Source organism: Curvibacter gracilis ATCC BAA-807 (assembly GCF_000518645.1).
GTDB lineage: Bacteria > Pseudomonadota > Gammaproteobacteria > Burkholderiales > Burkholderiaceae_C > Curvibacter > Curvibacter gracilis.
Window position 1 is genome coordinate 431,936 of sequence record NZ_JADZ01000004.1, and the last position, 25,469, is coordinate 457,404.

At 64.7% G+C, this 25,469-nt stretch carries 25 protein-coding genes and 2 pseudogenes; 13 read left to right on the forward strand and 14 right to left on the reverse strand.

The features are described 5' to 3' along the window. The 4 genes and pseudogenes from L880_RS35405 to L880_RS0101995 form a co-directional block, all read left to right on the forward strand. A pseudogene (locus L880_RS35405) lies at positions 1 to 988 on the forward strand (hypothetical protein); the annotation flags it as partial. An 84-nt stretch (positions 989 to 1,072) separates the two neighbouring features. Then, positions 1,073 to 2,224, forward strand: a complete 1,152-nt coding sequence (locus tag L880_RS0101990; protein WP_027474239.1) for a zinc ribbon domain-containing protein — start codon at positions 1,073 to 1,075, stop codon at positions 2,222 to 2,224. Position 2,225: 1 nt separating this feature from the next. Continuing rightward, positions 2,226 to 2,297: pseudogene (locus tag L880_RS36785) on the forward strand (zinc-ribbon domain-containing protein); the annotation flags it as partial. A 102-nt stretch (positions 2,298 to 2,399) separates the two neighbouring features. Further along, positions 2,400 to 3,395, forward strand: coding sequence for a flagellar basal body-associated FliL family protein (locus L880_RS0101995; RefSeq protein ID WP_027474240.1), 996 nt, complete (start codon positions 2,400 to 2,402; stop codon positions 3,393 to 3,395). 10 nt (positions 3,396 to 3,405) lie between these two features. On the opposite strand, the gene L880_RS34750 is transcribed toward L880_RS0101995, so the two are convergent. Both L880_RS34750 and L880_RS0102005 read right to left on the reverse strand, forming a co-directional pair. Next, a complete protein-coding gene (locus L880_RS34750) occupies positions 3,406 to 3,570 on the reverse strand; it encodes a DUF2256 domain-containing protein (protein WP_084460908.1) in 165 nt (54 codons plus the stop codon). A 25-nt stretch (positions 3,571 to 3,595) separates the two neighbouring features. Further along, the gene (locus L880_RS0102005; RefSeq protein ID WP_043328092.1) at positions 3,596 to 5,161 is read right to left on the reverse strand and encodes an FAD-binding domain-containing protein; all 1,566 of its coding nucleotides are present in this window, start codon (positions 5,159 to 5,161) and stop codon (positions 3,596 to 3,598) included. A gap of 247 nt (positions 5,162 to 5,408) precedes the next feature. Here L880_RS0102005 and L880_RS0102010 point away from each other — a divergent pair, with 247 nt between their 5' ends. Next, positions 5,409 to 6,074, forward strand: a complete 666-nt coding sequence (locus L880_RS0102010) for a PRC-barrel domain-containing protein (RefSeq protein WP_245614876.1) — start codon at positions 5,409 to 5,411, stop codon at positions 6,072 to 6,074. Between the two features lie 87 nt (positions 6,075 to 6,161). On the opposite strand, the gene L880_RS0102015 is transcribed toward L880_RS0102010, so the two are convergent. Beyond that, the gene (locus L880_RS0102015) at positions 6,162 to 7,028 is read right to left on the reverse strand and encodes a LysR family transcriptional regulator (protein ID WP_043328094.1); all 867 of its coding nucleotides are present in this window, start codon (positions 7,026 to 7,028) and stop codon (positions 6,162 to 6,164) included. 104 nt (positions 7,029 to 7,132) lie between these two features. Between L880_RS0102015 and bla the strand changes: the two genes are divergently transcribed. The 3 genes from bla (at position 7,133) to L880_RS36725 (ending at position 8,972) form a co-directional block, all read left to right on the forward strand. Further along, positions 7,133 to 8,035, forward strand: a complete 903-nt coding sequence (gene bla / locus L880_RS0102020) for a class A beta-lactamase (protein ID WP_043328273.1) — start codon at positions 7,133 to 7,135, stop codon at positions 8,033 to 8,035. 190 nt (positions 8,036 to 8,225) lie between these two features. Continuing rightward, positions 8,226 to 8,591 carry a hypothetical protein gene (locus L880_RS31310; protein WP_043328096.1) on the forward strand — a complete coding sequence of 122 codons (366 nt, stop codon included), beginning with the start codon at positions 8,226 to 8,228 and terminating at the stop codon, positions 8,589 to 8,591. Between the two features lie 21 nt (positions 8,592 to 8,612). Further along, positions 8,613 to 8,972, forward strand: coding sequence for a hypothetical protein (locus L880_RS36725; RefSeq protein WP_342669153.1), 360 nt, complete (start codon positions 8,613 to 8,615; stop codon positions 8,970 to 8,972). A 39-nt stretch (positions 8,973 to 9,011) separates the two neighbouring features. Here the strand turns inward: L880_RS36725 and L880_RS0102035 are convergent, their stop codons facing one another. Next, positions 9,012 to 10,343, reverse strand: a complete 1,332-nt coding sequence (locus tag L880_RS0102035; RefSeq protein WP_027474245.1) for a PQQ-dependent sugar dehydrogenase — start codon at positions 10,341 to 10,343, stop codon at positions 9,012 to 9,014. A 250-nt stretch (positions 10,344 to 10,593) separates the two neighbouring features. On the opposite strand from L880_RS0102035, the gene L880_RS35410 reads away from it, so the two are divergent. The 4 genes from L880_RS35410 to L880_RS0102055 all read left to right on the forward strand — a co-directional run bounded on the left by L880_RS35410 (position 10,594) and on the right by L880_RS0102055 (position 13,480). Beyond that, positions 10,594 to 10,737, forward strand: a complete 144-nt coding sequence (locus tag L880_RS35410) for a lmo0937 family membrane protein (protein ID WP_157462542.1) — start codon at positions 10,594 to 10,596, stop codon at positions 10,735 to 10,737. Between the two features lie 132 nt (positions 10,738 to 10,869). Next, on the forward strand, positions 10,870 to 11,079 hold the full coding sequence (locus L880_RS0102045; RefSeq protein WP_342669154.1) for a CsbD family protein: 210 nt from the start codon (positions 10,870 to 10,872) through the stop codon (positions 11,077 to 11,079). 175 nt (positions 11,080 to 11,254) lie between these two features. Beyond that, entirely contained in the window at positions 11,255 to 12,148 is an 894-nt protein-coding gene (locus L880_RS0102050; protein WP_027474247.1) for a LysR family transcriptional regulator, read from the forward strand. A 213-nt stretch (positions 12,149 to 12,361) separates the two neighbouring features. After that, positions 12,362 to 13,480 carry an MFS transporter gene (locus L880_RS0102055; RefSeq protein ID WP_027474248.1) on the forward strand — a complete coding sequence of 373 codons (1,119 nt, stop codon included), beginning with the start codon at positions 12,362 to 12,364 and terminating at the stop codon, positions 13,478 to 13,480. 65 nt (positions 13,481 to 13,545) lie between these two features. On the opposite strand, the gene L880_RS0102060 is transcribed toward L880_RS0102055, so the two are convergent. From L880_RS0102060 to L880_RS0102105, 10 genes are all read right to left on the reverse strand, one after another. Continuing rightward, positions 13,546 to 15,831 carry a xanthine dehydrogenase family protein molybdopterin-binding subunit gene (locus tag L880_RS0102060; protein WP_027474249.1) on the reverse strand — a complete coding sequence of 762 codons (2,286 nt, stop codon included), beginning with the start codon at positions 15,829 to 15,831 and terminating at the stop codon, positions 13,546 to 13,548. Next, positions 15,828 to 16,298 carry a (2Fe-2S)-binding protein gene (locus L880_RS0102065; RefSeq protein WP_027474250.1) on the reverse strand — a complete coding sequence of 157 codons (471 nt, stop codon included), beginning with the start codon at positions 16,296 to 16,298 and terminating at the stop codon, positions 15,828 to 15,830. Before L880_RS0102065 ends, L880_RS0102060 begins: the two co-directional genes overlap by 4 nt. A gap of 178 nt (positions 16,299 to 16,476) precedes the next feature. Then, positions 16,477 to 18,018, reverse strand: a complete 1,542-nt coding sequence (locus L880_RS31320; RefSeq protein ID WP_043328098.1) for a methyl-accepting chemotaxis protein — start codon at positions 18,016 to 18,018, stop codon at positions 16,477 to 16,479. Positions 18,019 to 18,090: 72 nt separating this feature from the next. Further along, positions 18,091 to 18,819 (reverse strand): Crp/Fnr family transcriptional regulator, encoded by a 729-nt coding sequence (locus L880_RS35415; RefSeq protein WP_157462543.1) that lies wholly within the window; start codon positions 18,817 to 18,819, stop codon positions 18,091 to 18,093. Positions 18,820 to 18,906: 87 nt separating this feature from the next. Beyond that, on the reverse strand, positions 18,907 to 19,584 hold the full coding sequence (locus L880_RS34760) for a GGDEF domain-containing protein (protein ID WP_157462544.1): 678 nt from the start codon (positions 19,582 to 19,584) through the stop codon (positions 18,907 to 18,909). Between the two features lie 972 nt (positions 19,585 to 20,556). Then, positions 20,557 to 21,507, reverse strand: coding sequence for an aldo/keto reductase (locus tag L880_RS0102085; RefSeq protein ID WP_027474252.1), 951 nt, complete (start codon positions 21,505 to 21,507; stop codon positions 20,557 to 20,559). 33 nt (positions 21,508 to 21,540) lie between these two features. Further along, the gene (locus L880_RS0102090; RefSeq protein WP_051443003.1) at positions 21,541 to 22,557 is read right to left on the reverse strand and encodes an alpha/beta hydrolase; all 1,017 of its coding nucleotides are present in this window, start codon (positions 22,555 to 22,557) and stop codon (positions 21,541 to 21,543) included. Between the two features lie 182 nt (positions 22,558 to 22,739). Next, positions 22,740 to 23,435, reverse strand: coding sequence for a type 1 glutamine amidotransferase domain-containing protein (locus tag L880_RS0102095; RefSeq protein WP_027474254.1), 696 nt, complete (start codon positions 23,433 to 23,435; stop codon positions 22,740 to 22,742). Positions 23,436 to 23,499: 64 nt separating this feature from the next. Then, entirely contained in the window at positions 23,500 to 23,793 is a 294-nt protein-coding gene (locus L880_RS0102100; RefSeq protein ID WP_027474255.1) for a hypothetical protein, read from the reverse strand. 43 nt (positions 23,794 to 23,836) lie between these two features. Beyond that, positions 23,837 to 24,385 carry an NAD(P)H-dependent oxidoreductase gene (locus tag L880_RS0102105; RefSeq protein ID WP_027474256.1) on the reverse strand — a complete coding sequence of 183 codons (549 nt, stop codon included), beginning with the start codon at positions 24,383 to 24,385 and terminating at the stop codon, positions 23,837 to 23,839. 120 nt (positions 24,386 to 24,505) lie between these two features. On the opposite strand from L880_RS0102105, the gene L880_RS0102110 reads away from it, so the two are divergent. Continuing rightward, on the forward strand, positions 24,506 to 25,459 hold the full coding sequence (locus L880_RS0102110) for a LysR family transcriptional regulator (protein WP_027474257.1): 954 nt from the start codon (positions 24,506 to 24,508) through the stop codon (positions 25,457 to 25,459). The last annotated feature ends 10 nt before the right edge of the window (positions 25,460 to 25,469 follow it).

Consider the following 25,469-nt stretch of genomic DNA (forward strand, 5'->3'; position numbering starts at 1 on the left):
GCCTGCACCCGAGCCTGCACCCGAGCCTGCACCCGAGCCTGCACCCGAGCCGCGACCTGAGCAGGACCTGGAAGTTCCCCCCATTGTGGCCCAGGCGCCGCAGCCTTCTGTGCCGGAATCCGGGCCGACGCTGCCCCTGTCTGCGCCATCGCAAACGGAGGTGTTGCAGACAGAGGTTAGCGATCCGCCCGAGCAGCCCAGCCCGCCTTATGAGACCGTGGTGGACATCTCTTTGCCGGAACAGCCGGTGGTGACGGCACCGCCGTTGCCTTCGCCACCAACGCCAACGCCAACGCCAACGCCAACGCCAACGCCAACGCCAACGCTGCCTTTGCCTGCGTCCGAACCCACCCCCAAGCGCCCCTTGGGCTTGCTGGCAGGGTTGGCGGTGGCCATGGTGTTGGTGGGTGCCGGTGGGGCCTGGTGGTGGCTGAACCGTTCGCCCGCGCCGGATGCCGGGGCCACACCCGCCGCAGTTTCGCCGGTGTCAGTGCCTGAGCCCTCCGTCGCAGCGCCGGGTTTGGCAGAAGGCACGTCGGCGCCTGCCGAGCCGCCCGCTGCCAACCCGGTGGGTGCTGTGCCGGCGACTGAGGCCCCGGTGTCAGCGGCCGACAATGCGGCTGCTGAAAAGAAGCAACAAGACCAGTTGAAAGCCAGGAAGCAGGCTGAGCAACAGGCGCAAAAGCGGGCCGAAGAGGCACGGCGCGCCGCGGAGGCCCGTCAGGCCCAGGAGGCCGCCAACCGTGCCGCCGAGCACGAACGCGCGGCTCAGGCGCGTGAGCAGGAGGCGGCCCGCGCCCGGGCCGAAGCGGCCGCGCATGTCCAGCAGGCGCCGACCTGGCAATCCGCGCTGCGCAGCGATCTGGAGGTGTGCAACCGTCAGAACTTTGTGCAGAAGGTGGTGTGCACCGAACAGGCCATCTGGAAGCACTGCCCCGGCCACTGGGGCCAAATCCCTGAGTGCCGCGAAAACCGACGCACGCCCTGACGCGGACAGCAGGCCATCTGGCTTGCGCCAGCGGTACCGGCATTCACTGTCAAACCAATTCAAACGATAAGGAGGGGGAAACCCATGAGCGAATCGACAAACCCACGCCAAGCCAGCACGGGAGGCCTGATGGACCTGCTGTTGCGCTCTGGTGATGCCTTGCAGAACCGCCAGGCGCTGCTGACCCTGGTGGCCACCACCGTGGGCAGCATCGTGATCATGATGGCCTGTGTGTCTTCGGGCGTGGGCATTCTGATGGGCCTGGGCGTGCTGCTGACGACCTTGCTGGTCTATGCAGGCTTTTCGGCCACGGGCATTCAACTGATGGACCAGGCCCAGGGGCTTGAGCCGCGCGGCCTCGTGCCCGCCCTGATGGATGGGCTGTTTGCCGCGGTCAAGCTGTTTGTGTTGGGCCTGATTGCAGGGGGCGTGGTGCTGTTGGCCCTGCTCGCCCTGGCCCTGGTGCTGTTGATCTGCAAGATCCCGGGGCTGGGCGCCTTGTTGCTGGCACTGGCTGTACCGGTGTCGGTGCTGGCTCTGGCCTTTTTGTTTGCCAGCCTGTACTTTGCCCTGGCCATGGTGGGCCCGGCCGTGTGGTCAGGGGCCACCATCAAGGAGTCGCTGGTGATGCTGTGGGGGTTGGCCACCCGCAGGCTGGTCGGCATGGCCCTGGGCATGCTGATGCACACCATGATCATGGGTGTGGTGTCGGTCATGGTGCTGGGTTTTGTGGTGTGGGCCTCGTTTGTTGTGGGCGGCATGGGCGCCGGTATTCTGAATTTGGGCGGCAGTCTGCTGTCGAAGTTCTTGCCCTTCGGCGCAGGCGGTTTGGGGGGGGGATTGGGCGGCTCTTTGGGGGGCGACGCCAGCGGCGCCTTGATGGGCTTTGGCTTTGGTTTTGGCATTTTGTTTGCGCTGATCAGCGCTGGCCTGCTGCTGATGTTCATGCTGGGCCTGAACCGCTTGTTCCTCCACCTCACCGAAGGCTTGAACCTGGATGAAATCACCTCCAAGGTGAATAGCCAAGTGGAAGCCACACGCAAGAAAGCCGAAGCCTTGCGCGAAGAGGCCCGCCGCCGGGCCGAGGAAGCCCGCCAGCGTCGGGGCAACCCGCCGGGGGCGGGCCAGGCCACGGGCGCTCCTCAGTTGTCGCTGAGTTGCCCGGAATGCCATGCTGAGATCGAGGCAGGCGACAAGTTCTGCCAGCATTGCGGCCACGCGCTGGTGGGGGTGTGACATGGCGGCTTTTTGTCACGAGTGTGGTGCGCCCAGGGCGGCTGACAGTGTGTTCTGTGAGCAGTGCGGCACCTCTTTGCGGCCGCAGGGGGTGTTGCTGGCCGAGCTCGAGCCGCCGCGGACCCCGCATGCGCCTCGCCCCTCTCCAGGGCCAATCGCCACACCGCGCCGCCCAGTGCAGCTGAATCAGCGGCTGCTGATCGGTGGGGCCGTCGGCGTGCTGGCCCTGATGCTGGCCGGCGGTGGGGCCTGGTGGTGGCTGACGCCGGGCCCGGCCACCGAAGCGAAATTGCTGGAGGGCGCGAAGCCCTGGTTGACCGGGGACGGGCTGAAACAGGTGACCCGCCCTTGTCTGCACAACTTCGACTACCAGGCTTCGCCGGTATCGATCAACCCCGACAACCAGCCCACCCGCGAATGGCTGGATGGTCTGGTCAAGGCCGGCCTCTACCAAGGGCCCGAAACGGTCAGCACGGGCAACAGTTGGCAACCCCTGCAACTGCGCTATGAGAAGACCGCCAAGGCTGCGACCGCGATTGTGGACAACCGCCTGTGCGCAGCCAGCCGGCTGGAGGTGCTGGGCCTGGAGTTCAACCCCAAGGCCGAAGAGCACTGGGGCCCCATGCGCATCCAGCGGGGCACGCTGAAGCTGCGCTGGGAAGACCGCGCTGCCTGGAGCGACTCCGCGCCCTTCAAGTCGCAGTTTGACGGGGAATTCAGTGAGCAGCAGCGGAACCTGCTCTGGGTTGCCCAGGACAAGGGCTGGCGCCTGATGACGTCGCAGGAAGAATCCGCCTGGCAGTCAGCGCTCAGGCATCCCCCAGCCGAGGCGAACCAAGGTCTTTCGTCGCTGTTCTCTGGCGGCGACAGCCCTGAAAAAGTGGCCGAATCGATGCTGCGTGCCATGATGGACCGCGACCTGGACACCATGGCCAAGCTGGCCTACTCGCGAGAGCTGTCGCCTGAGGCGATCCGGCAGCGGCTTGAGCATGCCCCGGCCCGGCCCAAGAATGCCGAGGTGTTGGACTACGTTCTGGTCACGCGTGTTGCGGGCGACCAGAGCCGTGCAGAGATGGAGTTGACCGCCCGCATGAAGACGGGTGAAACCCAGTTCCTGACACTGGAGCTGCGCTCCATCAACCACCAGTGGCGCGTGGTCATGGGTTTCTGAAGCCCAGGCTTCAGGCCGGCGGCAGCTTCTTCTGCCGTCGGCAGGCTTCGCTGCAATACAGCACCTGCTCCCAGTTCTTGGCCCAGGCCTTGCGCCAACTCATGGGGCGGCCGCACACCGTGCAGGGTTTGCTGGGCAGGTGGCTCTTGTTGCCTTTGAAGTCCTGGCGGCTCATGGGCGTTGTCTCCCTTTGTTTCTTTTCAAAACAGGCTGCCCTGGGCCGGGTTGGCTGAGGGGCGGGGTGGGGCGCGGCGCTGGCGGGTGGGCTGCTTGCCCGTGGGGGGCAGGCCGCTGCGGCGTGAGCCGTGGCGCGCCTGCACGGCGTCGGCCTCGGCACGGGCGGCCTCGGTCTGGCGCAGGGCGTAGAGGCGGTCTTTGGCGGCTTTCACGGCCGCCTTGTCGTCCACCACCGGCGCTGGGTAGTCGTGGCCGATGTGGCAGTGGGCCAGCTGCTGCACGCTGGGCGGCATGGCCCAGGGCTGGGCCAGGTAGGGCAGGGGTACCCGGGCCAGCTCGGGCACCCAGCGGCGGATGAACAGGCCTTCGGGGTCCTGGTCCAGCGCCTGCTTGATCGGCGAGTAGATGCGCAAGGTGTTGATGCCGGTGGTGCCGCTTTGCATCTGCAGCTGGCACCAGTGGATGCCAGGTTCAAAGTCGAGGAACTGGCGTGCCAGGAACAGCCCGGTCTCGCGCCAGTGCAGCCACAGGTGGTAGCTGGCAAAGCTCACCAGCATGGCGCGCATGCGAAAGTTGAGCCAGCCCGTGGCTTTGAGCGAGCGCATGCAGGCATCCACCATGGGGTAGCCGGTGCGGCCTTCGCACCAGGCCTCGAAAAGCACCGGGTTCCAGTCACTTTCGCGCAGGCCGTCGCACACCCGGGCCATGTTGCGCCACTCGATCTCGGGCTCGCTCTCCAGCTTCTGCATGAAGTGGCAGTGCCAGCGCAGCCGGCCGCCAAAGGCCCGCAATGCCGCTGCCGCCCGTGCATCAGGGGCGCTCAGAATGGCCTGCTCGGTGGCCTGGTGCACGGTGCGCATCGACACCGTGCCAAAGGCCAGGTGCGGGCTCAGCCGGCTGCAGCCGTGTTCGGCGCTCAGCGGGCTGGAGATCGTGCGCCGGTAGTCGTGGCCGCGCTCGGCCAGAAAGCTGTGCAGCGTGCGCAGGGCCGCCTGCTCGCCGGCAGCTTGCAGGGTTTGCCCCGGGGCTGGCAGGCCCAGCTCGGCCAGCGTGGGCAAATCGGGTTGCTCGAGTGGGGTGGCGGCTTGAAATCGGCCGGTCAGCCTGAGCCGGGGCGCGTCCATGCGCGCCTGCCAGCGCTGGGCCCAGCCGGCGCGCTGGCGCAGCCCGCGCACCACCCCGGTCTGTGGAAATTCCTGCCAGCTCACGCCCTGGCCCCGGCACCAGCGCGCCACGGCCAGGTCGCGCGTGTACGACCAGCCCGGGCCGGTTTCCTCGTGGCTCAGCAGGTGGCTGAAGTGCAGTGCCTGGTGCAGGGTGGCCAGCACCTCGGTGGCCGAGCCCACCCGCACCAGCAGGGGCAGCCCATGGGGGGCCAGGCCAGCGCGCAGCTCGGCCAGGCAGCCCAGCGTGAAGGCCACATGGCTGGGCGAGCACTCCGGGCTGTGCAGCCACTCGGGCTCGAGGATGAACAGCCCCACCGCATTGCCATGGGCCAGGGCTGCCACCAAGGGCGCATGGTCAGCCAGGCGCAGGTCGCGTTTGAACCACACCAGGGCACGGGATGAAGGCGGGGGCGGGGCAGGCATGGGCCGCACTCTAGCGGCTCCCGGCGCGGGGCTGTGGCGGGCCGCGCAATGCCCCCAGGGTGGGCTCGTGCATGCCCGCCAGCGGGCCTGCTTGTCGCTGCAGCAAGCCACGTGCGCCGTCGTACAGACGCCGCAGGCCCCTGGGCCGCCCAATGGGTTCAGTCCCCACCGCGCAGGCCTGTGCAGTGGGCCTGCTTTCCAATCTCAGGACGTCATCATGTTCCCTACCCCGCTTTCGAAGATCTCCGTGGCTGCCTTGCTTTGCCTGGGCGCCTTCACCCTCTCGTCATCTGGCCTGGCACTGGCCCAGGTGGCCGGCAGCACGACCACGATGGACACCCATGTCTCAGAAACGACCCAGGTGGCCATGGGCTGGAGCGTCAAGAAGACCCTGATGGGCAAGACGATCTACAACGACGCCGGCGACAAGGTGGGCAAGGTCGAAGACCTCATCATCGCGCCGGACCGCAATGTGTCTTACCTCATCGTCGGTGCCGGTGGCTTTGTGGGCATCGGCCGCCATGACGTGGCGATTGCCATCTCGCAGGTACAGGACAAGGGCGGCAAGCTGGTGCTGCCCGGCGCGACCAAGGACAGCATCAAGGCCCTGCCCGAGTTCACCTACGCCAACGACACCAGCAAGCGTGACCAGTTTGTGGCTGCCGCCGACCGCGACATCGCCAAGGCCAAGTTGACGCTGAGCGATCTCGAGAAGAAGGCCGGCAATGCCAGCGCCGAAGCCAAGACCAAACTGGACCTGCAGGCCACCGCCCTGAAGGAAGACATCCAGTCGGCCGAGGCCAAGCTGGCCGAGCTCAAGCAGGCCACGGCCGTGCGTTGGCGCGATTTTGAGACCAATGTCAACACCGCCACCCAGCGCCTGCGCAAGTCGGTCGACAAGGCCCTGGGTTGACGCCTGTCGCCGGCCCCGCTGCATTCCTCCAACCGCAGCGAGGCGCCCGTGAACCAACTGTGAACGTTGTGGGGCCGGCTGCCGGGCTCAGCCCTCGGTGCGGATCTGCTGCAGCAGCCATCGGCGGAACTCGGTCATGGCGGTGCTGGGGGGGCGGGATTGCAGGCGGGTGAGCCAGTAGCGGCCCTGCGCGATCTGAAGCTCGAAGGGCTGCGCCAGCCGCCCCTGCTGAAGGTCTGCCGTGAACATCGAGGGCGGCAGCAAGGCCACGCCAAAGCCTTGCACGGCCGCCGATGCCATCGCGAGCGAGGTGTCGAACACGGGGCCCCGCAGGACCGGGGGCGCCAGCCCGGCCGCCGAAAACCAGCTGGGCCACTCGTCTGCACGGTACGAGCGCAGCAGCGTCTCGTTGAGCAGGTCGGCAGGGGTGCGCAGCCGCTGGGCGAGCGCTGGCGAGCACACGGGGGTCAGGGGGGCCTCCTGCAAGGGGTCGGCCTGGGTGCCGTGCCAGGAGCCGTCGCCGAAGCGGATGGCAAAGTCCAGCCCTTCTCCTGCCAGGTTGACGCGGTTGTTGTGCGTCATCAGGCGCAGGTCCACAAAGGGGTGGTCGCGCGTGAAATCGGCCAGCCGCGGCATCAGCCAGCCCACGGCATAGGTGCCCACGGCCGCCACCGTCAGCGGCTCGCGCAGGCGCCCCTTCTCGAACTGGCTCAGCACCGCCCCCATGCGCGTGAATGAATCACTCAACAGCGGCAGCAGGGCCTGACCCTCGTCGGTCAGTGTCAGGCCCCGGGGCAGGCGGCGAAACAGGGGGGCGCCCAGGCGCTGCTCCAGGTTCTTGACCTGCGCGCTGATGGCCGACTGGGTGACGTTCAGCTCCTGCGCCGCCAGCGTGAAGCTCAGGTGCCGGGCCGACGCTTCAAAAGCGCGTAGGGCGTTCAATGGAAGGTTCATGCCCCAGATTTTCTATGGCTTGGCACCCGAAATCATCGTTTGTCCTGCCCAACCATCGCGCTTAGCATGCCGACACTTTCTCTTCACCCCTTCGAATGAACCGCATGCAAAGACGATATTTCAGCCGCATGGCCCTTGTGTCCACTGCCGCTCTGGCCTCCGGACTGGCCAGCGCCCAGACCCTGGCAGGGGCTGGCGCTCAGGCCCAACCCCCAGAAAATACGGGCCAATGGCAGGCCCTGGAGCGCGAAAGCCAGGGCCGCCTGGGCGTTGCGGTGTTCGACACGCAAAGCGGGGCGTGGCTGGGCCACCGGCTCGACGAGCGCTTTGCCATGTGCAGCACCTTCAAGTGGCTGGCCGCCGCCCAGGTGCTGCGCCGGGTGGACCAGGGCCTGGAGCGCCTGGACCGGCGCATTGAATTCGGCCGCGAGGCGCTGCTGCCCTGGTCGCCCGTGACGGAAAAGCACGCGGGCGGTGCCGGCATGACCGTGGGTGAGCTGTGCCATGCCGCCATCACCGTCAGCGACAACGCGGCGGCCAATCTGCTTTTGCGCTCCTTTGGTGGGCCCGAGGGCCTGACCCGGTTTGCCCGGCAACTGGGCGACCCGGTCACCCGCCTGGACCGCTGGGAGCCCGAGCTCAACGAAGCCACCCCGGGCGACCCGCGCGACACCAGCAGCCCGCGGGCCATGGTGGAGCTGCTCAGGCAGGCGGTGCTCGGCCCTGCCTTGTCGGCGGGCAGCCGCCAGCAACTGGCGCAATGGCTGCAAGCCACCCAGACCAACCTCAAACGCCTGGCGGCCGATCTGCCTGCGGCATGGCGGGTGGGCAGCAAGACCGGCACGGGGGCGCATGGCAGCACCAACGATGTGGGCCTCTACTGGCCGCCAGACCGTGGCCCGATCGTGGTGGCCGTGTTCCTCACGGAATCCAAGGCCAGCCTGGAGGCGCGCGAGGCCGTGATCGCGCAGGTGGCGCGCCGGGTTCATGAAGGGCGGGTGGGTTGAGCTTTCAGTGCCCGAGGTGATTGCGCTCGTGCCCATCCGATGTGCGTGAGTTCGTGTTGCGTGACTTATTGCCTGTTTTGATGCCGTGATGGACCCCGATGCGGGTCATCGGAACACGACTCGTGTACGTTGTGCAAGCAAGGTTTCAAATCGTTTGACGCCCCAACCTTGATCACTGCAAAGGACCTCCATGAAGACCCCCATTCTCACGCTGACGCTTGTCGCTGGTCTGCTGTGCGCCGCATCGGGCTTCGCACAGACCGCCGCCCCTGCAGCCCCTGTCGCCCCCGCCGCCAAGGCGCCAGCCTCTGCGCCGGTTGCCACAGCGCCAGTGCCGGCAGTTGTCACGACCCCTGCGCCTGCCCAATCGCCTGCGGCAGCCGCCTCGGCACCTGGCGGCACCCACGGGCAGGTCTGGGTCAATACCAAATCGCACGTTTACCACTGCGAGGGCAGCAAATCGTATGGCAAGACCAAGTCTGGCGAGTACATGACCGAAGCCGACGCCAAGGCCAAGGGCAACCACGCCGACCACGGCAAAGCCTGCGCGAAGTGAATTTTTGACAAGAGGTTTTCCATGAAGAAATTTGTTCGATCTGCTGTCCTGGCGGCCGGCTGTCTGGCCGCCCTGGGTTTTTCTGCTTCGCCGGCCTATGCGCTGGGCTGTATCAGTGGCGCCACGGCCGGTGCTTTTGCGGGGCATGTCGCCGGTGGGCACGCGGTCATGGGCGCTGCCGCCGGCTGTCTTGTGGGGCATGAATTGGCAGTCAAACGCGATCGTGAAGCGGAAGCCAACAAGTTGATTGCCCATTACGAAACGGCGCCAGAGGGCAGTGCAGAGCGCACCAGGGATTTGGCAGGCATCGACAAGCTGGCTCGTAAAAATGTGCCCATCGCCGTCCAATGGGTGCAAGAGCACGGCATCCACAGTCATTGATTTGGGCGCTGGCCGGCTGCGGCCAGCCCCCGAGACGGTTCAACGACGCGTTGCTGGATGGTCTGAAGCGCTGACCCGCCAGACCACATTGCCCACGTCGTCGGCCACCAGCAGTGCGCCTTGCCGGTCGATGGCCACGCCCACCGGGCGGCCATAGGCCCCGCCCTCGCCATCCAGAAAACCGGTCAGCACCGCCAGGGGTGGCGCTCCCGAGGGGCGTGCGCCGTCGAAGGGCACAAAGATCACCTGGTAGCCGCTGTGCGGGCGGCGGTTCCAGGACCCGTGCTGGCCGATGAACATGCCCTGGGCAAACCGGCCTGGCAGGCGGTTGCCCTCGGCCGCTGCCAAGCCCAGCGAGGCGGTGTGCGGCCCCAGCGCGTAGTCGGGCACCAGGGCGCTGGCCACCCGTTCGGGGGCCTGGGGCTGCACGCGTTCGTCGAGGTGCTGGCCGAAGTAGCTGTAGGGCCAGCCGTAAAAGCCGCCGTCCCGCACCGAGCTCAGGTAGTCGGGCACCAGGTCGCTGCCGATCTCGTCACGTTCGTTGACCACCGTCCACAGCACGCCATCGCTGGCCCAGGCCATGCCATTGGGGTTGCGCAGGCCGCTGGCGAAAACGCGGTGCGTGCCGCTGGCCAGGTCCAGCTCCCAGATGGCGGCGCGCCCGTCTTCGGCGGCCATGCCGTTCTCGGCCACATTGCTGTTGGAGCCCACGCTCACGTAGAGCTTGCGGCCATCGGCGCTGGCCAGCAGGTTCTTGGTCCAATGGTGGTTGATGGGGCCGGCCGGCAGCCTGGCCACCAACTCGCCTGGGGCGCTGATCTGCGTCTGCCCCGGCGTGTAGGGGAAGCGCAGCACGGCATCGGTGTTGGCCACATACAGGTGCTGGCCCAGCAGCACCATGCCAAACGGCGCGTTGAGGCCGCTCAGAAAAGCATGGCGTTCATCGGCCACGCCGCGGCCCTGGCTGTCGCGCAGCAGGGTGATGCGGTTGGCGCTGGGTGCCGCGGCCCCGGCCCGCTTCATCACCAGGCGGGCCACGGCCCCCTTGAGGCCCGTGCTGTCATCGGGCCGCGCCGGCGCATTGGTTTCGGCCACCAGCACATCGCCATTGGGCAGCACCAGCAACCAGCGGGGGTGGTCCAGGCCACGGGCAAAAGCGGCCACCCGTGTGCCCTCGGCGGCCTGGGGTGTCACACCCTCAGGCCAACCCCGGGCGGGGGCGATGTTGACGGTGGGGATCAGCGTGGGGTTGGGCGCCACCCAGCGCGGGTGCGGCCCGGTGCCTTCGGCCACGGTGAGCAAGGCGGTGTCACCACAGGCGGCCAGCAACAGGCTGCTGGCACTGAGCAAGGCAAGGCGCAAGGTGTTCATCTGAGGCTCCTGATGGGCATGGGCTGCAGGGCATTCTGGCCCGGCGAGTGCCCATTGTCTTTGCCGTCGGCAGGCCCGCCTGTGTGCGAGCGCACAGACACGGCATGCAGCAGGGTAGATCATGGGGTCTGCAGCAGGCCGTACCCTGGCACAGCTCACCGCCAACCCTCTGGCCAAACGTGGCCATCCTTTTCCAGCCCTGCCGGCCCATCGCCTCATCGCTCCACATCCAAGCTCACAGGAACTTCCCATGCTTCAAACCCTTGTCATCATCTTGCTCGTGCTGTGGGTGCTCGGCCTGATCACCTCCACCACACTGGGTGGCTTCATCCATATCTTGCTGGTGATCGCTGTCGTGTTGTTCCTGTTTCGCCTGCTGGGCGGCTCGCGCTAGCCTGTCGCCTGCCATGAGGGCACTGGGTGCGCCAGTGCACCGATTTTTCTCGCGTGTTGCTTCAGGCTATGGCTGTGCTCTTCATGTCGAAGGCACGGTGCAGATGGAATCCTACCCATCGGAGAAATACCCATGATCAACAAAGACCAGATTGCAGGCGCCGCCAAAACAGCGCTGGGCAAGACCCAGGTGGCCGCCGGCAAGGCGGTTGACAACAAGTCGTTGCAGGCCAAGGGCCTGAAGAACCAGGTCAAGGGAAGCCTGCAGGCCCGCAAGGGCGACGCCATCGAGGCGGTGGACGATGCCGCCAAGGCCGTGAAGTCCGAGGTGGGTGGCCCCTGAGCGCTGGCCTGCTGCCGGGCACTTGGCACAGGCGTCAAGCAGGCCGGTGCCCGGCTTCGTGTCAGTCGGGCGTGGGAGGAGGTCGTCGGAAGTGGTTGTGGACGGTCGTCCTGGACGGTGTTGGTCGAAGGTGGCATCCCGCAAAATACGCGTTTGCCGCCCACCGACCCTCCCCATGACCCGCCATGCCATCAGCGATCTATTGGCGTTCCTGGCCGTTGCCCAGGAGCGCAGCTTCACCCGTGCTGCAGCCAAGCTCGGGGTCTCGCAATCGGCCCTCAGCCACACCGTGCGCGCGCTGGAGACCCGTCTCGGCGTGCGCCTGCTGACACGCACCACGCGCAGCGTCTCGCCCACCGAGGCGGGCGAGCGCCTGATGGCCACGGTGGCGCCGCGCCTGCAGGAGATCGAGGAAGAGGTGCAGGCCGTCAGCGACTTGGGCGACAAGGTGGGGGGCACCATCCGCATCACGGCAATCGATCATGTCGTGGACAGCCTGATCTGGCCCCGGCTGGCACCTTTGCTTCACGCCTATCCCGACCTCAAGGTGGAGCTCAGCTCAGACTACCGCATGGTGGACATCGTGGCCGAGCGCTTCGACATCGGTGTGCGCTGGGGTGACCAGGTGGCCCGCGACATGATTGCCGTGCGCCTGGCCCCCGACATGCCCATGCACATCGTGGCCAGCCCCGACCATGTGAGCCGGTGGGGTGCGCCTCAGGAACCGGCGGACCTGCTGCAGCACAACTGCATCACCTTGCGCCTGGCGAGCAGCGGGGGCGTGTATGCCTGGGAGCTTTGTCAGGGCGAACGCCAGATCCAGGCCAGGGTGAGCGGGCAGGCCACCTTCAATGGCGCCTACCAGATGCTGAACGCGGCGCTGGCGGGGGTGGGGCTGGCTTTTCTGCCGCAAGACCTGGTGGCCGAGCACCTGGCCAGCGGTCGCCTGGTGAGCCTGATGCGCGACTGGTGCCCGGTCTTTCCGGGGCTGCATGCCTATTACCCGAGCCGTCGGCAATCGTCCAGGGCCTTGCGGCTGGTGATCGAGGCGATCCGCCTGCCGAGTTGAGGGGCCGCTACCAGCAGAGTGACGCGGCCCACCCCACTCATGAGTGGGGTTCATGAGGCCGTGCGGCGGTGGCCGTCTAGTCCTCAGCCCTGGCAGGTTCTAGAGTACGCGGCCGATGACCTGGCCCGTGGCCGCACTCTCATGCACTCTCAGACCTCCTCTCTTGAACAGACCCCGACACAGCCTCGCGATGCCTGGAGCGCGGTGGGGTCCATGACGCTGTGCGTCGCCATGCTGATTGCCTCGGAGTTCATGCCGGTGAGTCTGCTCACGCCCATGGCCGCGGACCTGCATGCCACCGAGGGCCTGCTGGGGCAGGCCATCGCCATCTCCGGCTTGTTCGCGGTGGCCACCAGTCTCTTCATCGCGACTGTGGCCAGCCGGTTGGACCGCCGCCATGTGTTGATCGGCCTGACGGCCGTGATGGTCCTCTCGCTGGGCCTGATGGCCGAGGCACCCGATTTCGGCCTGCTGATGCTGGCGCGTGCCTTGTTGGGCATCACCATCGGCGGGTTCTGGTCGCTGGTCACGGCGACCGTGATGCAACTGGTGTCGCCGGCCCAGGTGCCTCGGGCACTGGGCCTGCTGTACATGGGCAATGCAGCGGCGACGGCGCTGGCGGCCCCGGTGGGCAGCTACCTGGGGGGCGTGGTGGGCTGGCGCTGGGTTTTCTGGCTGCTGGTGCCGGTGGGGGTGCTCACCTTGCTTTGGCAGGCCTTGGCCCTGCCCAGCATGCCGGCCACCCGGTCCATTCCGGCCTCCCGGGTGTTGGGCCTGCTCAAGCGCCCGCATGTGCGTACCGCCGTCATGGCCTCCATGCTGACCTTTGCTGGCGCATTTGCGGCGTTCACCTATTTGCGGCCCTTTCTTGAAACCCGCACCCATGTGTCGGTCACGGAACTGTCCGTGCTGCTGTTGATCCTGGGGGCCGCAGGCTTTGTCGGCACCTCGGGCGCGACGGCGCTGCTGTCGCGCTGGCTGTACCCCTTGCTGTGGGCCTGCCCCCTGCTGCTGGGGCTGGTCACCCTGGGCCTGATCGAACTGGCCCCGGTGGTCTGGATGACCGCCGCTGGCCTGGCATGCTGGGGGGCGTTGAACGCGGCCGTCCCGGTGGCCTGGTTCAACTGGCTGGCCCAGGAGGTGCAGGATGAACCCGAGGCCGGTGGCGGCCTGATGGTGGCGTCCATCCAGATGGCCATCATGGCGGGTGCCGGGCTGGGCGGGGCGCTGCTCGACCATGGGTCGGTCAATGCCACCTTTGTGGGAGGTGCGGCACTGTTGTTGGCGGCCACGTTGGTGGCTGCCTCGCGCCGTCGGCTTCAAGCGGTTTGAGGCAAGGCAGCGAACTGTGCGGGTTCAGTTCGCTCTGTCGCCCAGTCGCCGCTGGCAGCCGGCGTTCAGGCCTTGCGCAGTTGCTGGCGCACCGGCAGCGACCGGATGCGCTTGCCGGTGGCTGCAAAGAGGGCATTGGCCAGCGCCGGGGCCACGGGGGGCACAGGGGGTTCGCCCACGCCGCCGGGGGGCAGTGTGGGATCGCCGCCGACCAGGTGGGTGCGGATGGTGCGCGGTGACTGTGCGTGACGCAGCACCTCGTAGTCGTGGTAGTTGCTTTGCTGCACGCGCCCGTTCTGGAACGTGATCTCGCCCGTCAGGGCCAAGGACAGGCCCATCACCGCTGCGCCCTCCATCTGCGCACGGATGCGCTCTGGATGGATCTGCGGGCCGCAATCCAGGGCCATGTCCACCGCCACGATGCTCAGGTCTCCGTCGGGTTTGACGGCCACCTCCACCACGGTGGCGGTGTAGGTGACAAAGCTGTAGGCAAACGCCAGCCCCAGGCCGTGGCCTTGGGGCAGTTTGCGGCCCCAGCGGGCGCCGCGCGCCGCGGCTTCGATGACGGCGCGCAAGCGGCCGGTGTCGATGGGGTATTGCTGTGGTGATTCGCTGTAGTTGAAAACATCTGAGATCGAGCCTGGGTCGATCTTGCGGTCCGGGCCCAGCAGTGCCAGGGCGTAGCGCAGCGGGTCTTGCCCGGCGCGGTGGGCCAGTTCATGGACAAAGCTCTGTGTGGCGAACACATGCGGGATGTTGGCCACCGAGCGGAACCAGCCGATGCGTGCATGGGCCGCCACTTCGGCCCGCTCGACGCGGACATGGGGCACGTGGAAGGGCATGTTGGTGGCCGACATGCCGGTCTCGAAGGGGGCTGCCGCCTTTGCGCCGGGTGCGAACAAGGAGGTGATGGTGGGCGCTGCCGTGCGGTGCAGCCAGGCCTCGGGCAGGCCGTCTGGCCTGAGCGCCGCCTCCAGGTGGTCCAGCGAGACGGCATGGTAATAGCCGTGGTGGATGTCGTCCTCCCGCGTCCACACCAGTTTGACCGGGGTGCCGGGCAGGGCCTTGGCCACCAGCGCAGCTTCGCTCACGTAGTCGGGCTTGGACTTGCGGCCAAAGCCGCCCCCCAGCAACAACACGTTGACCTTGACCTGCGACGGCTTGAGGCCCAGGGTGGCAGCCACGCCATCGAGCGCGGCCTGTGGGTTCTGCGTCGATGTCCAGACTTCACAGCCCTGCTCGTTGACCAGCGCCGTGGCCACGGGCGGCTCCATCGTGGCATGGGCCAGATGGGGCACGAAGTAGTCGGCCGAGAAACGGCGCCCTCCTGGCGCGCTGCTGAGCACCTTGGGCGCGTCTCCGTTGTCGCGAAAGACCGTGCCCGGCGCCTTGACCGCCTGCTCCTGCTCGCGCCGGAAGGCCGTCGAGTCATAGCTGCCGTTGGCGCCATCGTCCCATTGCGGGTTGAGTGCGTTGCGCCCCTGCATGGCGGCCCAGGTGTTGCGGGCCACCACCGCGATGCCACCCAGCGGCTGGAAGGCCGGGGCACCCTGAAATCCCGGGATCTCGATCACTCGGAGGACCCCGGGCACCTTGAGCGCGGCCTCGGTATCGGCCTGCCGAAGTCTGCCCCCCACCACGGGTGGACGCGCCACGACCGCGAACACCATGCCGGGCAGCAACACATCCATGCCATAGCTGGCCTGCCCTCGGGTGATGGCCACCTGGTCGATGCCCGCCGTCTTGCCCTTGCCGATGTAGCGCCAATCGGCGGGCGTCTTGAGCTGGAGTTGCTCCCGCGTGGGCACCGCTTGCCTGGCGGCCTCTGCGGCCAGATCACCAAAGCCCAGACGGCGGCCTGTGGCGGTGTGCAAGACTTCGTGCTGCACGGCCTTGACCTCGCTCACCGGAACGGACCAGCGCGCCGCCGCTGCGGCTTCCAGCATCTGACGGGCTGCAGCGCCCACGCGGCGCATGGGCTCGAAGAAATGCCTGACGCTGCGCGAGCCGTCCACATTCTGGTTGCCAAAGCGGGCTTCATCGGCACCGGCTTGCACGACCTTGACACGGTCCCAGCGTGCTTCGAGTTCGTCGGCCACCACCATGGGCAGGCTGGTGCGCACGCCCGTGCCCATTTCGGCGCGGTGGGCCACGATGGTCACCGCACCGTCCTCGGCGATGGACACGAAGACCAAGGGGTTGTCGACAGTGCCGCCGGGCATGGAGTCGGCGCCGTATTTTTGCGGGGCGGTGGCCTGGGCTTCGGCATCCAGCCCCATGACGAGCGCGAATGGGGCCGTCGATACCTGCAGAAAGCGGCGGCGCAGCATCAGGTTGTCGGTGCGGTTCATGCTTTTGCTCCGGCCAGGCGGCGCGAGGCCAGTTGAATCGCCGCGCGGATGCGGGGGTAGGTGCCGCAGCGGCAGAGGTTGCCGCTCATGGCGTTGTCGATCTGGGCCTCGCTCGGCTTGGGGCTGGTCTTCAGCAAGGCCACGGCGCTCATGATCTGGCCGGCCTGGCAGTAGCCGCACTGCGCCACATTCAGATCGACCCAGGCTTGCTGGACGACGCGGCCGACCCGGTCGCTTTGCATGTGTTCAATGGTGTGCACGGGCCGACCCGCCACGGAGCCGATCGGTGTCAGGCAGGCGCGTGTGGCCTGACCATTGACGTGCACGGTGCAGGCGCCGCACAGCGCCATGCCGCAGCCGAACTTGGTGCCGGTCATGCCGAGTTCGTCGCGCAGGACCCAGAGAAGAGGGGTCTCATCCGGGGCGCTGCTGGAGCGTACCTGCTCGTTGATTCTGAGTGAGGTCATGGTGGTTTTGGCCAGAGGCCAGAAGGAGGGACGTCAGGGCATGGAACTTACGGTCTGAGGCCCGGCCCGACAAGACGCGCGGGCTGGCATGGGGTCATGAACGGCGTTCATGAATGGCGGATCTGCTGGCCGGCCCGTTCCGGGTGAACCGGCCGGCCCGGCCAGCATGAGTGAGCGCTTAAAAGGCCCGTACCGATTCCGCGAGTCGTCTCGCCTGATCCTGCAGCGATTCGGCCGCTGCTGCGGATTGCTCCACCAAGGCCGCATTCTGCTGGGTCATTTGATCAAGCTGTGCCACTGCCACATTCACGTGCCCGATGCCTGTCGCCTGCTCCTGGGTGGCGCTGCTGATTTCAGCGATCAGGCCGTTCACGCGTTGAACACGTTCCACGATCTCGCCAATCGCCACACCCGCCGCATCCGCTTGTGAGGTGCCCAGCCCGACCTGCTGAACACTCGCGTTGATCAAGGTCTTGATCTCTTTGGCTGCCTCGGCACAGCGCTGCGCCAGGTGGCGGACTTCGGTGGCGACCACCGCAAAACCCCGACCGTGCTCGCCGGCGCGTGCGGCCTCCACCGCTGCGTTGAGAGCCAGGATGTTGGTCTGGAATGCGATGCCGTCGATGACGCCGATGATGTCTGAAATTCGCCCGCTGGAGGTGGCCATGGCATTGATGGCCTGGATCACCTGCGCAACCACGTCCCTGCCGGTGATGGCCGCGTCATTGGCACGGTTGGCCCACAGCGCCGCGTCTTGCGCGGCCTGGGCGTTCGTCTTGATGGTGGAGTGCATCTGTTCCATGGAGGCCGCCGTCTCCTCCAGATTCGACGCTGTCTGTTCAGTGCGGGCGCGCAAGGCGTTGTTGCCTACCGCGATCTCCGAACTGGCGGTGTGCAGACCCTGCACCTGCCCACTCACGTCGTCGACCAGCGAGCGCAGGTTGAGGCCGGCCTGGTTCACGGCGCGCAGGATCATGCCGATCTCGTCCACGCGGTTCAGGTTCACGTTTTCGCTGGCCCTCCCGGCTGCCACGCTCAGGGCCTGGCGCTCGATGAGTTCCAGGGGACGGGCGATCTGAGACTCCAGCCAGGCCGAGCTCAGTCCAGCGATCACCAGCAGGGATGCCGCACACATCGCCAGGGTCTCAGGGGCCGTGCTCAGCAGGCTGGCGCCGGTCATGCTGACGCCAAAGACCGCCAGATGGGCCAGGCGTATTCGCCAGCGCACGGGCATGGTCTGCAGAGCAGATGTCCAGCTCAGCCAGCCGGTTCGCACGATCAAGCCCTGATGGAAGGCTTTCCAACCCTGGGTCTGTTCTCGGAATTTGCGGTACAGCGATTCGGCCGCCCGGACCTCTTCTGTGCCGGGGCGGGTGCGGACAGACATGTAGCCCGTGACCTGGCCAGCTCGAACGACCGGCGTGGCGTTGGCTCGCACCCAGTAGTACAGCCCGTCTTTGCGCCGGTTCTTGACCAAGGCCGTCCAGGATTTGCCAGCCTTCAAGGTCCGCCACATGTCTGCGAAGGCCTGACGAGGCATATCTGGATGGCGCACGATGTTGTGCATTTGTCCTGCGATTTCATCGCGCTCAAACCCACTGACCTGTATGAACGCGGCATTCGCATAGGTGATGCGGCTCTGTGTGTCGGTGGTCGACATCAGCGTAGCATCCGCTGGGTATTCATATTCAGTCGGGTAGATTGGTAGGTTGGTTTTCATGGTGTTTCATTTGGAATATTGATCGGAATGGAAATGCTCTCCATTGCCATTTTTGAGACGAGTGCGGTAATTTCATGCATTACGCCGCATGCGGGCCAGCGCCAGTCGCTCCAGTTCGGAGGGGTCTTTGATTTCTATCTTTTTGTATCCCAAAGTTAGAATACCCTCCTGTTCCAGTTCGCGCAGTGCACGATTGACATGCTGGCGCGAAGATTGAGTCATCAATGCCCATTCTTCTTGTGATATTGAATCAAGACTCCGGTATTGACGGTGGGGTCTGGAGGTATTCGAAAGCCTATGGTGATAGATGGCAGAAATCAATCTTTCCTTGATCGTGCCGCAGCACATGAGTACTACCTGGCGTACACATTGACGCTGATAAAAAATGGCTGCCTCGGTGATGGGACGCCATAAATTTGGTTTTTCATCCAGTCGTTCCATGATGGCTGCGGCGGGAATGGTCAAAACCGTGCTTTCTTCGGCTGCATAGAATTCATAGCTAGGATTATCCTCAAAGTCGTCTTTCAGCAATTGGGCTGTGCCAATCAGTGCTGGCGGATTGATGATGCAAAATTTGATGAGGCCGTTATCACCTGCCAGGCAGGCCCACAATGACCCTTGTGCCAAAAAACACAGGTCCTGCGTGGCATAGTCCTTATATACTTTCTCGCCTTTTGGGTGTTTGCCTAGTGTTCCTTTTTTGAATATTTCACTCACATCGAGTGATGGCCATTTTGAAAACCAGGGGCTCTTTTTAAATAAATCCCAGATGATGACTCGGCTGGTAGGAAAGAAACTCAAAACATCACCTTGGAAGCACTGAGGAAATATCAAAACAAAAGTCTGTAACCATTGTTGGTCAGGCGTTGAAGCTCATAGAGTGTCTGATCAGCTGCATTTATCCATTGGCTGATCTTCATGGTGGCGTGGCTTTCGGTGATTCCAAGACTCACAGTCACCCGGTGACTGGCAATGGGCAGACTGGCAAAGAATGAAACGATGTCGGAAGCGGGATTGCTCGGTCTGGACATGAATCTCCCTAGCGATCACGCCGAATTGCTTTCCGCCCAGACACCCATGGATGCAAGTTTTTGCGACCTGCATGATGCCTTGGGCTACTCCGCGCCAGACTTCTTTGCCAATGCCGTGGCCGTGCAGATCACTGATCCTCTTGGCGCTATCAATATCAATCAGGATAAAATACCGTGGCAGTGCAGTCGCATGCTGCAGCATGTCTTTAATCATATTGATGAAGGCAAGTCGATTGCCTAAGCCGATCACGCTGCGTTTGTAGACAAGCTTCATCAAATATCGATTAATTTTGAGCGAGCGCATTCGATCAGGGAAATGCGTCGTTTTGAGAATCAGGCCCATTGCAAAAGAAAATATCAAAAGGTAGAGCATCCAGGCTTTTCTCCAGTCGCCGAAATCGTCGAAACCTGGGGTGGTAGAAGGATTGTGCATACCAGCAAAGCAGATGGTGAATGAAATATTGATTCGTGCTGCAAGGGAGCCATTGCAGCCAGTAATACAGATCAAACTGAAATTGTCAAAAATTAAAAACACACCAAGCCAGATGCCATGAGCATGGCGGCAGGGTTAATCAATAGCTCAAAAACTATTCAGAAAAAAAGGCGTCACAAAAATTGGGGTGACCGATATGTGAGAAGCATGCTGCCAATCACAGAGGCGATCAATTTGGTCTTGTGTCATGCCTTCCTTCGAAGCTGGGTTCCTAAAATACAATGGACAAACGCTTTTCCAGAAAAGTTCCATCTGGATGACGCTCGTCTGCATTCGTATGCGGTGCGCTGCCTGCTCAATATCTTTGAGGTGCCTGCTGCCGGAGGTTGGTCGGTTGCCCTTTTAAATATCGATGATGGTGCCGTCCTTGCTCAAGTGTTATCACAAGCTGCGGTCAGTTCGGTTGCGCGATGGGGGTGGGAAAGGACTAATTCGACCCCAAGCTCTTTGAACGATGGACCCTGCTGTAGGATCGGTTTTACGGATTGATGCAAACGCTAGCAAGCAATGATTGTCTGGTATCCGACTATCTACAGCTGATTCGGCGTGTTTCTGTGAATTTTTTGGCGATATCGATGGGCGAGAAAGGTTTTTTTCAACACCACTCGCTTGACAAAGGTCTGAGGCCTGTAGGGCTATTGTTGGGTGCGGTTGAAATTTTTTGAAAAATCAGCACAGCCAGCCAGAGCAGGTAATAACCTGTAGATTGGATTGGCAAGCTGCTGGCCTGAGCCTCTTTTCAGCACCAAGGCCGTTCAACTGGTGGCTTGAGCCGTGTGCGGGCCCATGGCCGTTGCTGGGTGCCTTGGCGATTCCGGCTTGTCTATGCGCCTTGGGCTGACGGAACGCGGTGCGCGGCACCGTCAGCCCTGCCAACGTGGATGTTGGCCGCGTGTTGCGTGTTGCGTTTGCAGCGTGCCGTGAGGCACCGCTGGGGTCCCGGCGTCAGCCAGTCGACACGCCCGGTGCAGCCGGATGCCGATCACCGCATCTGCGCAGTGCACCGCAGCCCTCTCAGTCGTGCATGGGCCTTTCCCAGGCACCCTGGGTGTCCACCCCGGCCTGGGCCGCCACGGTCTCCAGGGTGGCCATCTCAGAAGCCGTCAGTGCGATGCGGGTGGCCAATGCGGCGTCGAGCACATGCACTGGTTTGGTGACGCCGATGAGGGGCAAGGTGCCCTTGGCTATCGCCCAGGCGATGGCCATCTGTGCCACCGAGGCATTTTTGCGCTGGCCGATCGCTCGCATGGTCTCTGTCAGTTGCTCAAGCTGCGGCAACACGGCGTTGTAGGTGGCGGCCCGGCCGCTGCCCTCGGGCAAGGGGTGGTTGACGTCGTATCGGCCTGAGAGCGCACCCTGCTCCAGCACCATGTACGAGAAGAAGGTGATCCCGTTGTCCCTGCAATAGTCCAGGATGCCCGCCTGCTCGGAGGATCGGTACAGCAGGCTGTAGTGGTTCTGCACGGCAGAAACCTTGAATCCGGCCTGGGCCAGACTGCTGTTGACGAGCTTGATTTCCGCCAGGTTGTGATTGGACACGCCGACACGCCTGACCCGCCCGCTTTGAAGCAAGGGGATCAGGTACCGTGTCCACTCATTGACCCGGGTCGGGTTGTGGATCCAGTACAGATCGATGACATCGGTGCCCAAGCGCTGGCAGCTCTGCTCGAACATCTCGAGGACGGGGTTGGCCGCCTGCGGGTTGGCCAACTGCGGCGTGAACTTGGTGGACAGGATCAGATCCGAGCGGGGGCTGGCTTTGACAAACCCCCCGAGCATGGACTCTGATGAGCCCATGCCGTAGACCGCTGCGGTGTCCCACAGGCCCAGGCCTTGCTGCAGGGCCAATTCGAAGACCGGTTTGAGAGCGGCGGCATCCAGGTGATTGCCAAAGACCTGGTCGCCGCCGGCGAAGCCGCTGCCCCAGGACCAGGTGCCCAGGGCGACTTTGGGGAGTTGGCTCATGTTGGCTCCATGTTCAGACAATGGCTCGGGCGGTCATTTGAGCTTGGCGTGAAAGAAGTGCTCGATCGCATCGAAGGGAATCTTGTCCAGCCGGTCATACAAATCCACGTGGTCGGCGTCGGGCACGATCAGCAGCTCCTTGGGCTGGGCGGCCGCCTGGTAGATGTCTTCCGAGTAGTAGCGCGAATGGGCATTGGCGCCAGCGATCAGCAGGATCGGGCGCGGCGAGATCATCTCGATGTGGGCCATCAAGGGAAAGGCAAAGAACGGCATCGGGGTGGTGGCCGTCCATGCCGTCACCGAATTGATGGACCTGGCGTGGAAGCCCCGGGGTGTGCGGTAGTAATCGTAGAAGGCGGCCAGCACTGGGTTGGGGTTGGCGGGCAGCTTCTCGGGCAGCACGCGATCCCCCTTGATGAGTTGCCCCTGCTCATCGAATGGAATCTCATGAAAGCCGGGGGCATAGCGGCCCTGTGCAGCGTCGATCCAGCGTTGCTGGCTCAGGTAGTCGATGATGGCGTGGCGTTGCTCGGGGGTGTAGCTGTCACGGTAGCCGCGGCTGATGCTGCGTGACATGTCGTACATCGAGGCGGTGGCCACGGCCTTGATGCGCGAGTCGCTGCTGGCGGCGGTCAGGGCCATGCCACTGAGGCCGCAGATGGCCATCGCACCGATGCGCCCGCGATCGACCTGGGCCAGCAAGCCCAGGCAGTCGACTGCGGCGCTGAAGTCTTCGGTGAAGATGTCCGGCGATGCCACGTTGCGTACGTCGCCGCCGCTTTCGCCGGTGAAAGAGGGGTCAAAGGCGAGGGTGATGAAGCCGCGCTCGGCCAGGGTCTGGGCATACAGCCCGGACGACTGCTCCTTGACGGCGCCAAATGGCCCGCTGACCACCAGGGCCGGCCATTTCCCGTTGGGGGGTGTCGGCGCCTTGGGTTCATACAGGTCTGCCGCCAAGGTGATGCCGTAGCGGTTCTTGAACTGCAGCTTGCGGTGTTTGACCTTGTTGCTGGCCGCAAACACCTTGTCCCAGCTGGAATCGAGTTTCATGGTGTACCTTTTCTGTGTGTTGAGGGGAGTGTCTGCACGGGCCTGATCGGCCAGTCCGAAGGCACTGACAGCGCCTGCGGTCAGTGCGGCTTGCACGAAGGTTCTGCGATTCATGGGCTGGTTCATGAACGTGTCTTTCGCGGTTCTATCGAGTGGTGTGGCACGGTGTTTCAGGCGCTGGCTCAGGCCAGCAGGGCATCGCGCAGAACGAGCCCGAGGTGGGCCGCTGATTGCGGGTTCTGGCCCGTGATGAGGCGACCATCCACCACCACGTTATCGCTCCAGTTCGGTGTGTTCTGATGCAGGGCGCCGCGCTGCGTCAGCGTGCTGGCGAGCAGAAATGGCACGATGGCCGTGGCCTGCACTTCCTCTTCCTCGCCATCGGTGAAGGCAGCCAGCCGCTTGCCTGCCACCAGCAGGCTACCGTCGGCACGCCGTGCGTTGACCAGGGCCGCCGGGCCGTGGCAGACCGCGGAGACGATGCCGCCCGCCGCGTCGATCTCGCGGATGGCCCTGTGGGCGGCGGCACTGTCCGGGAAGTCCCACATCGTGCCGTGGCCCCCAGCGAAAAAGATGGCGCTGTAGCGCGAAGGGTCCACATCGTCCAGGCACAGCGTGTTGGCAATCGCATGGCGAAACACCGCATCGTTCCAGTAGCGGGCAATCACCGGATCGCTCAGGTCTTCCATGCCATCGGGTGGTGCTGCACCGCCCTGGGGGGAGGCGAACTCCACCTGGATGCCTGCGGCTTGCAGCTTCTCCAGGGGATGGGTGACTTCGGCCACATTGAAGCCGGTGGGTAGGCCGGTATCACCCTTGACATTGACGCTGGTGAGCACGAACAGGACAGGCTTGAGTTCGGAGGCGGACTTGGGCATGGTGTATCTCCAGAATGGAGCCCGGGCACGACCGGAACGGGTCTGTCGTGCCCTCGGGCAGGGGTCAGACCTTGGCGAACAGCAGTTCCCAATTCAACATGGGGCCCAGGGGGATCACATCCCAGCCGATCAGGCCGGCCTTGGCTAGCGGAAACGCCATCAAGGTGCTCCGCGCGGCCTCAATCGAGTCGGCCTCGGCGATGATGGCCACGCCCGGGCGGTCTTGCCGGAAGTAGATGTCGCGCACGAAGCCATTCTTGTAGAGCTCCCATCCGTGCCGGACTTCATCCAGCATGTGGGGGCCGTATTGCTCCAGGCTGGCGCCGGGTTGGGGCAGGTCGAGGCAAAGCAGTTTCATGGTCTTGCTCCAGGGGTTCGAAGGGGTTTGAAGGGATCCGGGTTCAGGCGACGAGCGCATCGCCCAGGGGGGCGGTCAGGCGAGCCTGCAGGGCCTGCTGGAAGCCGGTCAGCTTGTCGCCGCTGGCACCCATGGCCTCAAAAAAGGCCAGGGGTTCGGCGTAAGGCATGCCCACGTAGAAGGCGCTGGCCTTCATCGGTGTCAACACTTCCTCGATGCTGCTGTGGATCAGGCCCTGGGCCGAGTAGGTGTGTGCGGTGGCGCCTGCGGTGACGACCACCTGCATTTCCTTCCCGGCCAAGGCCTTGCCGTCCGGGCCAAAGGCCCAGCCATAGGTCCAGACCTGGTTCAGGTAGGCCTTCAGCATGGGGGTCAGGTTGAACCAGTGGATGGGGAACAGGTAGACCACGCGGTTCACGCCCTCGTGGGCCTTTTGTTCGGCCGCCACATCGAAGGCGGTGGTGTCATGGCCGTACAGGGTTTCGAGGTTGCGCACTTCCACGTTCGGCAGGGCTTGCGCCGTCTGTTGCAGGGCCCGGATGGCCTGCGATTGGTCGGGGTAGGGATGCGAGACGATGACGAGTGTTTTCATGGGGTTCAAGCTGGGCTGGTGTGTACGATGGCGTGAATTCTGGGCGCCTTCATTCATGAAGAGAACAGCCCTTGTGGTTTAGGATTACTCAACTCAAAGTTGTTAATTGGCGCCGTACCCATGGATTCCTCACAGCGCGTTCGCGCCATCCTCTCCTTCGTCCAGGCCGCCGATGCGGGCAGCTTTGCGGCAGGCGCCCGTGCACTGGGCATCTCGTCGGCGGCAGTCAGCAAGAACATCGCCGGCCTCGAAAAGGCCCTGGGTGTCCGGCTCATGAACCGGACCACGCGCACGCTCAAGCTCACGGAAGAGGGCGAGGCCTTTTTGCGCCAGGCGCGCATCGCACTGGAGGCGTTGGACCTGGCGGCCGACGCCGTGGTGTCGCACCGCGCGGCCCCGGCGGGCCGCGTGCGCATCTCCACCAGCGTCGGCTTTGGCCGTGAACAGCTGGCGCCTGCGCTGCCGGGTCTGCTGGCCAGATACCCGGGGCTGGCGGTGGAAGTGGATTTCGACGACCGTGTGATTGATCTGGTGCACGACGGCTACGACATCGCCTTGCGCGGGGGGCGCATTGCCGATTCCTCGCTGGTCTCTCGCACGGTGTGCCAGTTCAACCTGGTTCTGGTGGCCTCACCGGGCTACCTGGAGGCCAACGGGGTACCCAAGCGGCCTGAAGACCTGAGCCGCCACCGCTTGCTGACACGGCGATTTCTAGGGGGCCGGGTGTCGCCCTGGAACTTCAAGGCCAAGGACGGGAGCATCACCACCCTGAACACCGAGGCGGCCGTGATGACGATGTCCTCGCCGGAAACCCTCACAGAGTCGGCCGTTGCGGGCGTTGGCGTGGCCGAGGTCGGTGTGCACCATGCCTGGAAATACCTGCGCACGGGCGAGCTGAAGGCCCTGTTGCTGAAGTCCCACCACCCCGGCAGCTTCGAGATGACCCTGCAGTACCCGCACCGGGCCTTGGTGGCGCCGCGGGTGAGGGTGACGGTGGAGCACCTGCTGGAAGCGTTTGCCAAGATGGAGGAGCTCCATGTTCCGCTGGCGGCTTTGCGCGCCCATGAGGCCTGAACTCACTTGT

What these genes read in the sequence shown, in the direction of transcription:
- L880_RS0101990 (WP_027474239.1), top strand. Translation starts at nt 1,073, where the DNA reads ATGAGCGAATCGACAAACCCACGCCAAGCCAGCACGGGAGGCCTGATG.
- L880_RS34750 (WP_084460908.1), bottom strand. Translation starts at nt 3,570, where the DNA reads ATGAGCCGCCAGGACTTCAAAGGCAACAAGAGCCACCTGCCCAGCAAA.
- L880_RS0102005 (WP_043328092.1), bottom strand. Translation starts at nt 5,161, where the DNA reads ATGCCTGCCCCGCCCCCGCCTTCATCCCGTGCCCTGGTGTGGTTCAAA.
- L880_RS0102015 (WP_043328094.1), bottom strand. Translation starts at nt 7,028, where the DNA reads ATGAACCTTCCATTGAACGCCCTACGCGCTTTTGAAGCGTCGGCCCGG.
- bla (WP_043328273.1), top strand. Translation starts at nt 7,133, where the DNA reads ATGCAAAGACGATATTTCAGCCGCATGGCCCTTGTGTCCACTGCCGCT.
- L880_RS31310 (WP_043328096.1), top strand. Translation starts at nt 8,226, where the DNA reads ATGAAGACCCCCATTCTCACGCTGACGCTTGTCGCTGGTCTGCTGTGC.
- L880_RS36725 (WP_342669153.1), top strand. Translation starts at nt 8,613, where the DNA reads ATGAAGAAATTTGTTCGATCTGCTGTCCTGGCGGCCGGCTGTCTGGCC.
- L880_RS0102035 (WP_027474245.1), bottom strand. Translation starts at nt 10,343, where the DNA reads ATGAACACCTTGCGCCTTGCCTTGCTCAGTGCCAGCAGCCTGTTGCTG.
- L880_RS35410 (WP_157462542.1), top strand. Translation starts at nt 10,594, where the DNA reads ATGCTTCAAACCCTTGTCATCATCTTGCTCGTGCTGTGGGTGCTCGGC.
- L880_RS0102045 (WP_342669154.1), top strand. Translation starts at nt 10,870, where the DNA reads ATGATCAACAAAGACCAGATTGCAGGCGCCGCCAAAACAGCGCTGGGC.
- L880_RS0102050 (WP_027474247.1), top strand. Translation starts at nt 11,255, where the DNA reads ATGACCCGCCATGCCATCAGCGATCTATTGGCGTTCCTGGCCGTTGCC.
- L880_RS0102055 (WP_027474248.1), top strand. Translation starts at nt 12,362, where the DNA reads ATGACGCTGTGCGTCGCCATGCTGATTGCCTCGGAGTTCATGCCGGTG.
- L880_RS0102060 (WP_027474249.1), bottom strand. Translation starts at nt 15,831, where the DNA reads ATGAACCGCACCGACAACCTGATGCTGCGCCGCCGCTTTCTGCAGGTA.
- L880_RS0102065 (WP_027474250.1), bottom strand. Translation starts at nt 16,298, where the DNA reads ATGACCTCACTCAGAATCAACGAGCAGGTACGCTCCAGCAGCGCCCCG.
- L880_RS31320 (WP_043328098.1), bottom strand. Translation starts at nt 18,018, where the DNA reads ATGAAAACCAACCTACCAATCTACCCGACTGAATATGAATACCCAGCG.
- L880_RS0102085 (WP_027474252.1), bottom strand. Translation starts at nt 21,507, where the DNA reads ATGAGCCAACTCCCCAAAGTCGCCCTGGGCACCTGGTCCTGGGGCAGC.
- L880_RS0102090 (WP_051443003.1), bottom strand. Translation starts at nt 22,557, where the DNA reads ATGAAACTCGATTCCAGCTGGGACAAGGTGTTTGCGGCCAGCAACAAG.
- L880_RS0102095 (WP_027474254.1), bottom strand. Translation starts at nt 23,435, where the DNA reads ATGCCCAAGTCCGCCTCCGAACTCAAGCCTGTCCTGTTCGTGCTCACC.
- L880_RS0102100 (WP_027474255.1), bottom strand. Translation starts at nt 23,793, where the DNA reads ATGAAACTGCTTTGCCTCGACCTGCCCCAACCCGGCGCCAGCCTGGAG.
- L880_RS0102105 (WP_027474256.1), bottom strand. Translation starts at nt 24,385, where the DNA reads ATGAAAACACTCGTCATCGTCTCGCATCCCTACCCCGACCAATCGCAG.
- L880_RS0102110 (WP_027474257.1), top strand. Translation starts at nt 24,506, where the DNA reads ATGGATTCCTCACAGCGCGTTCGCGCCATCCTCTCCTTCGTCCAGGCC.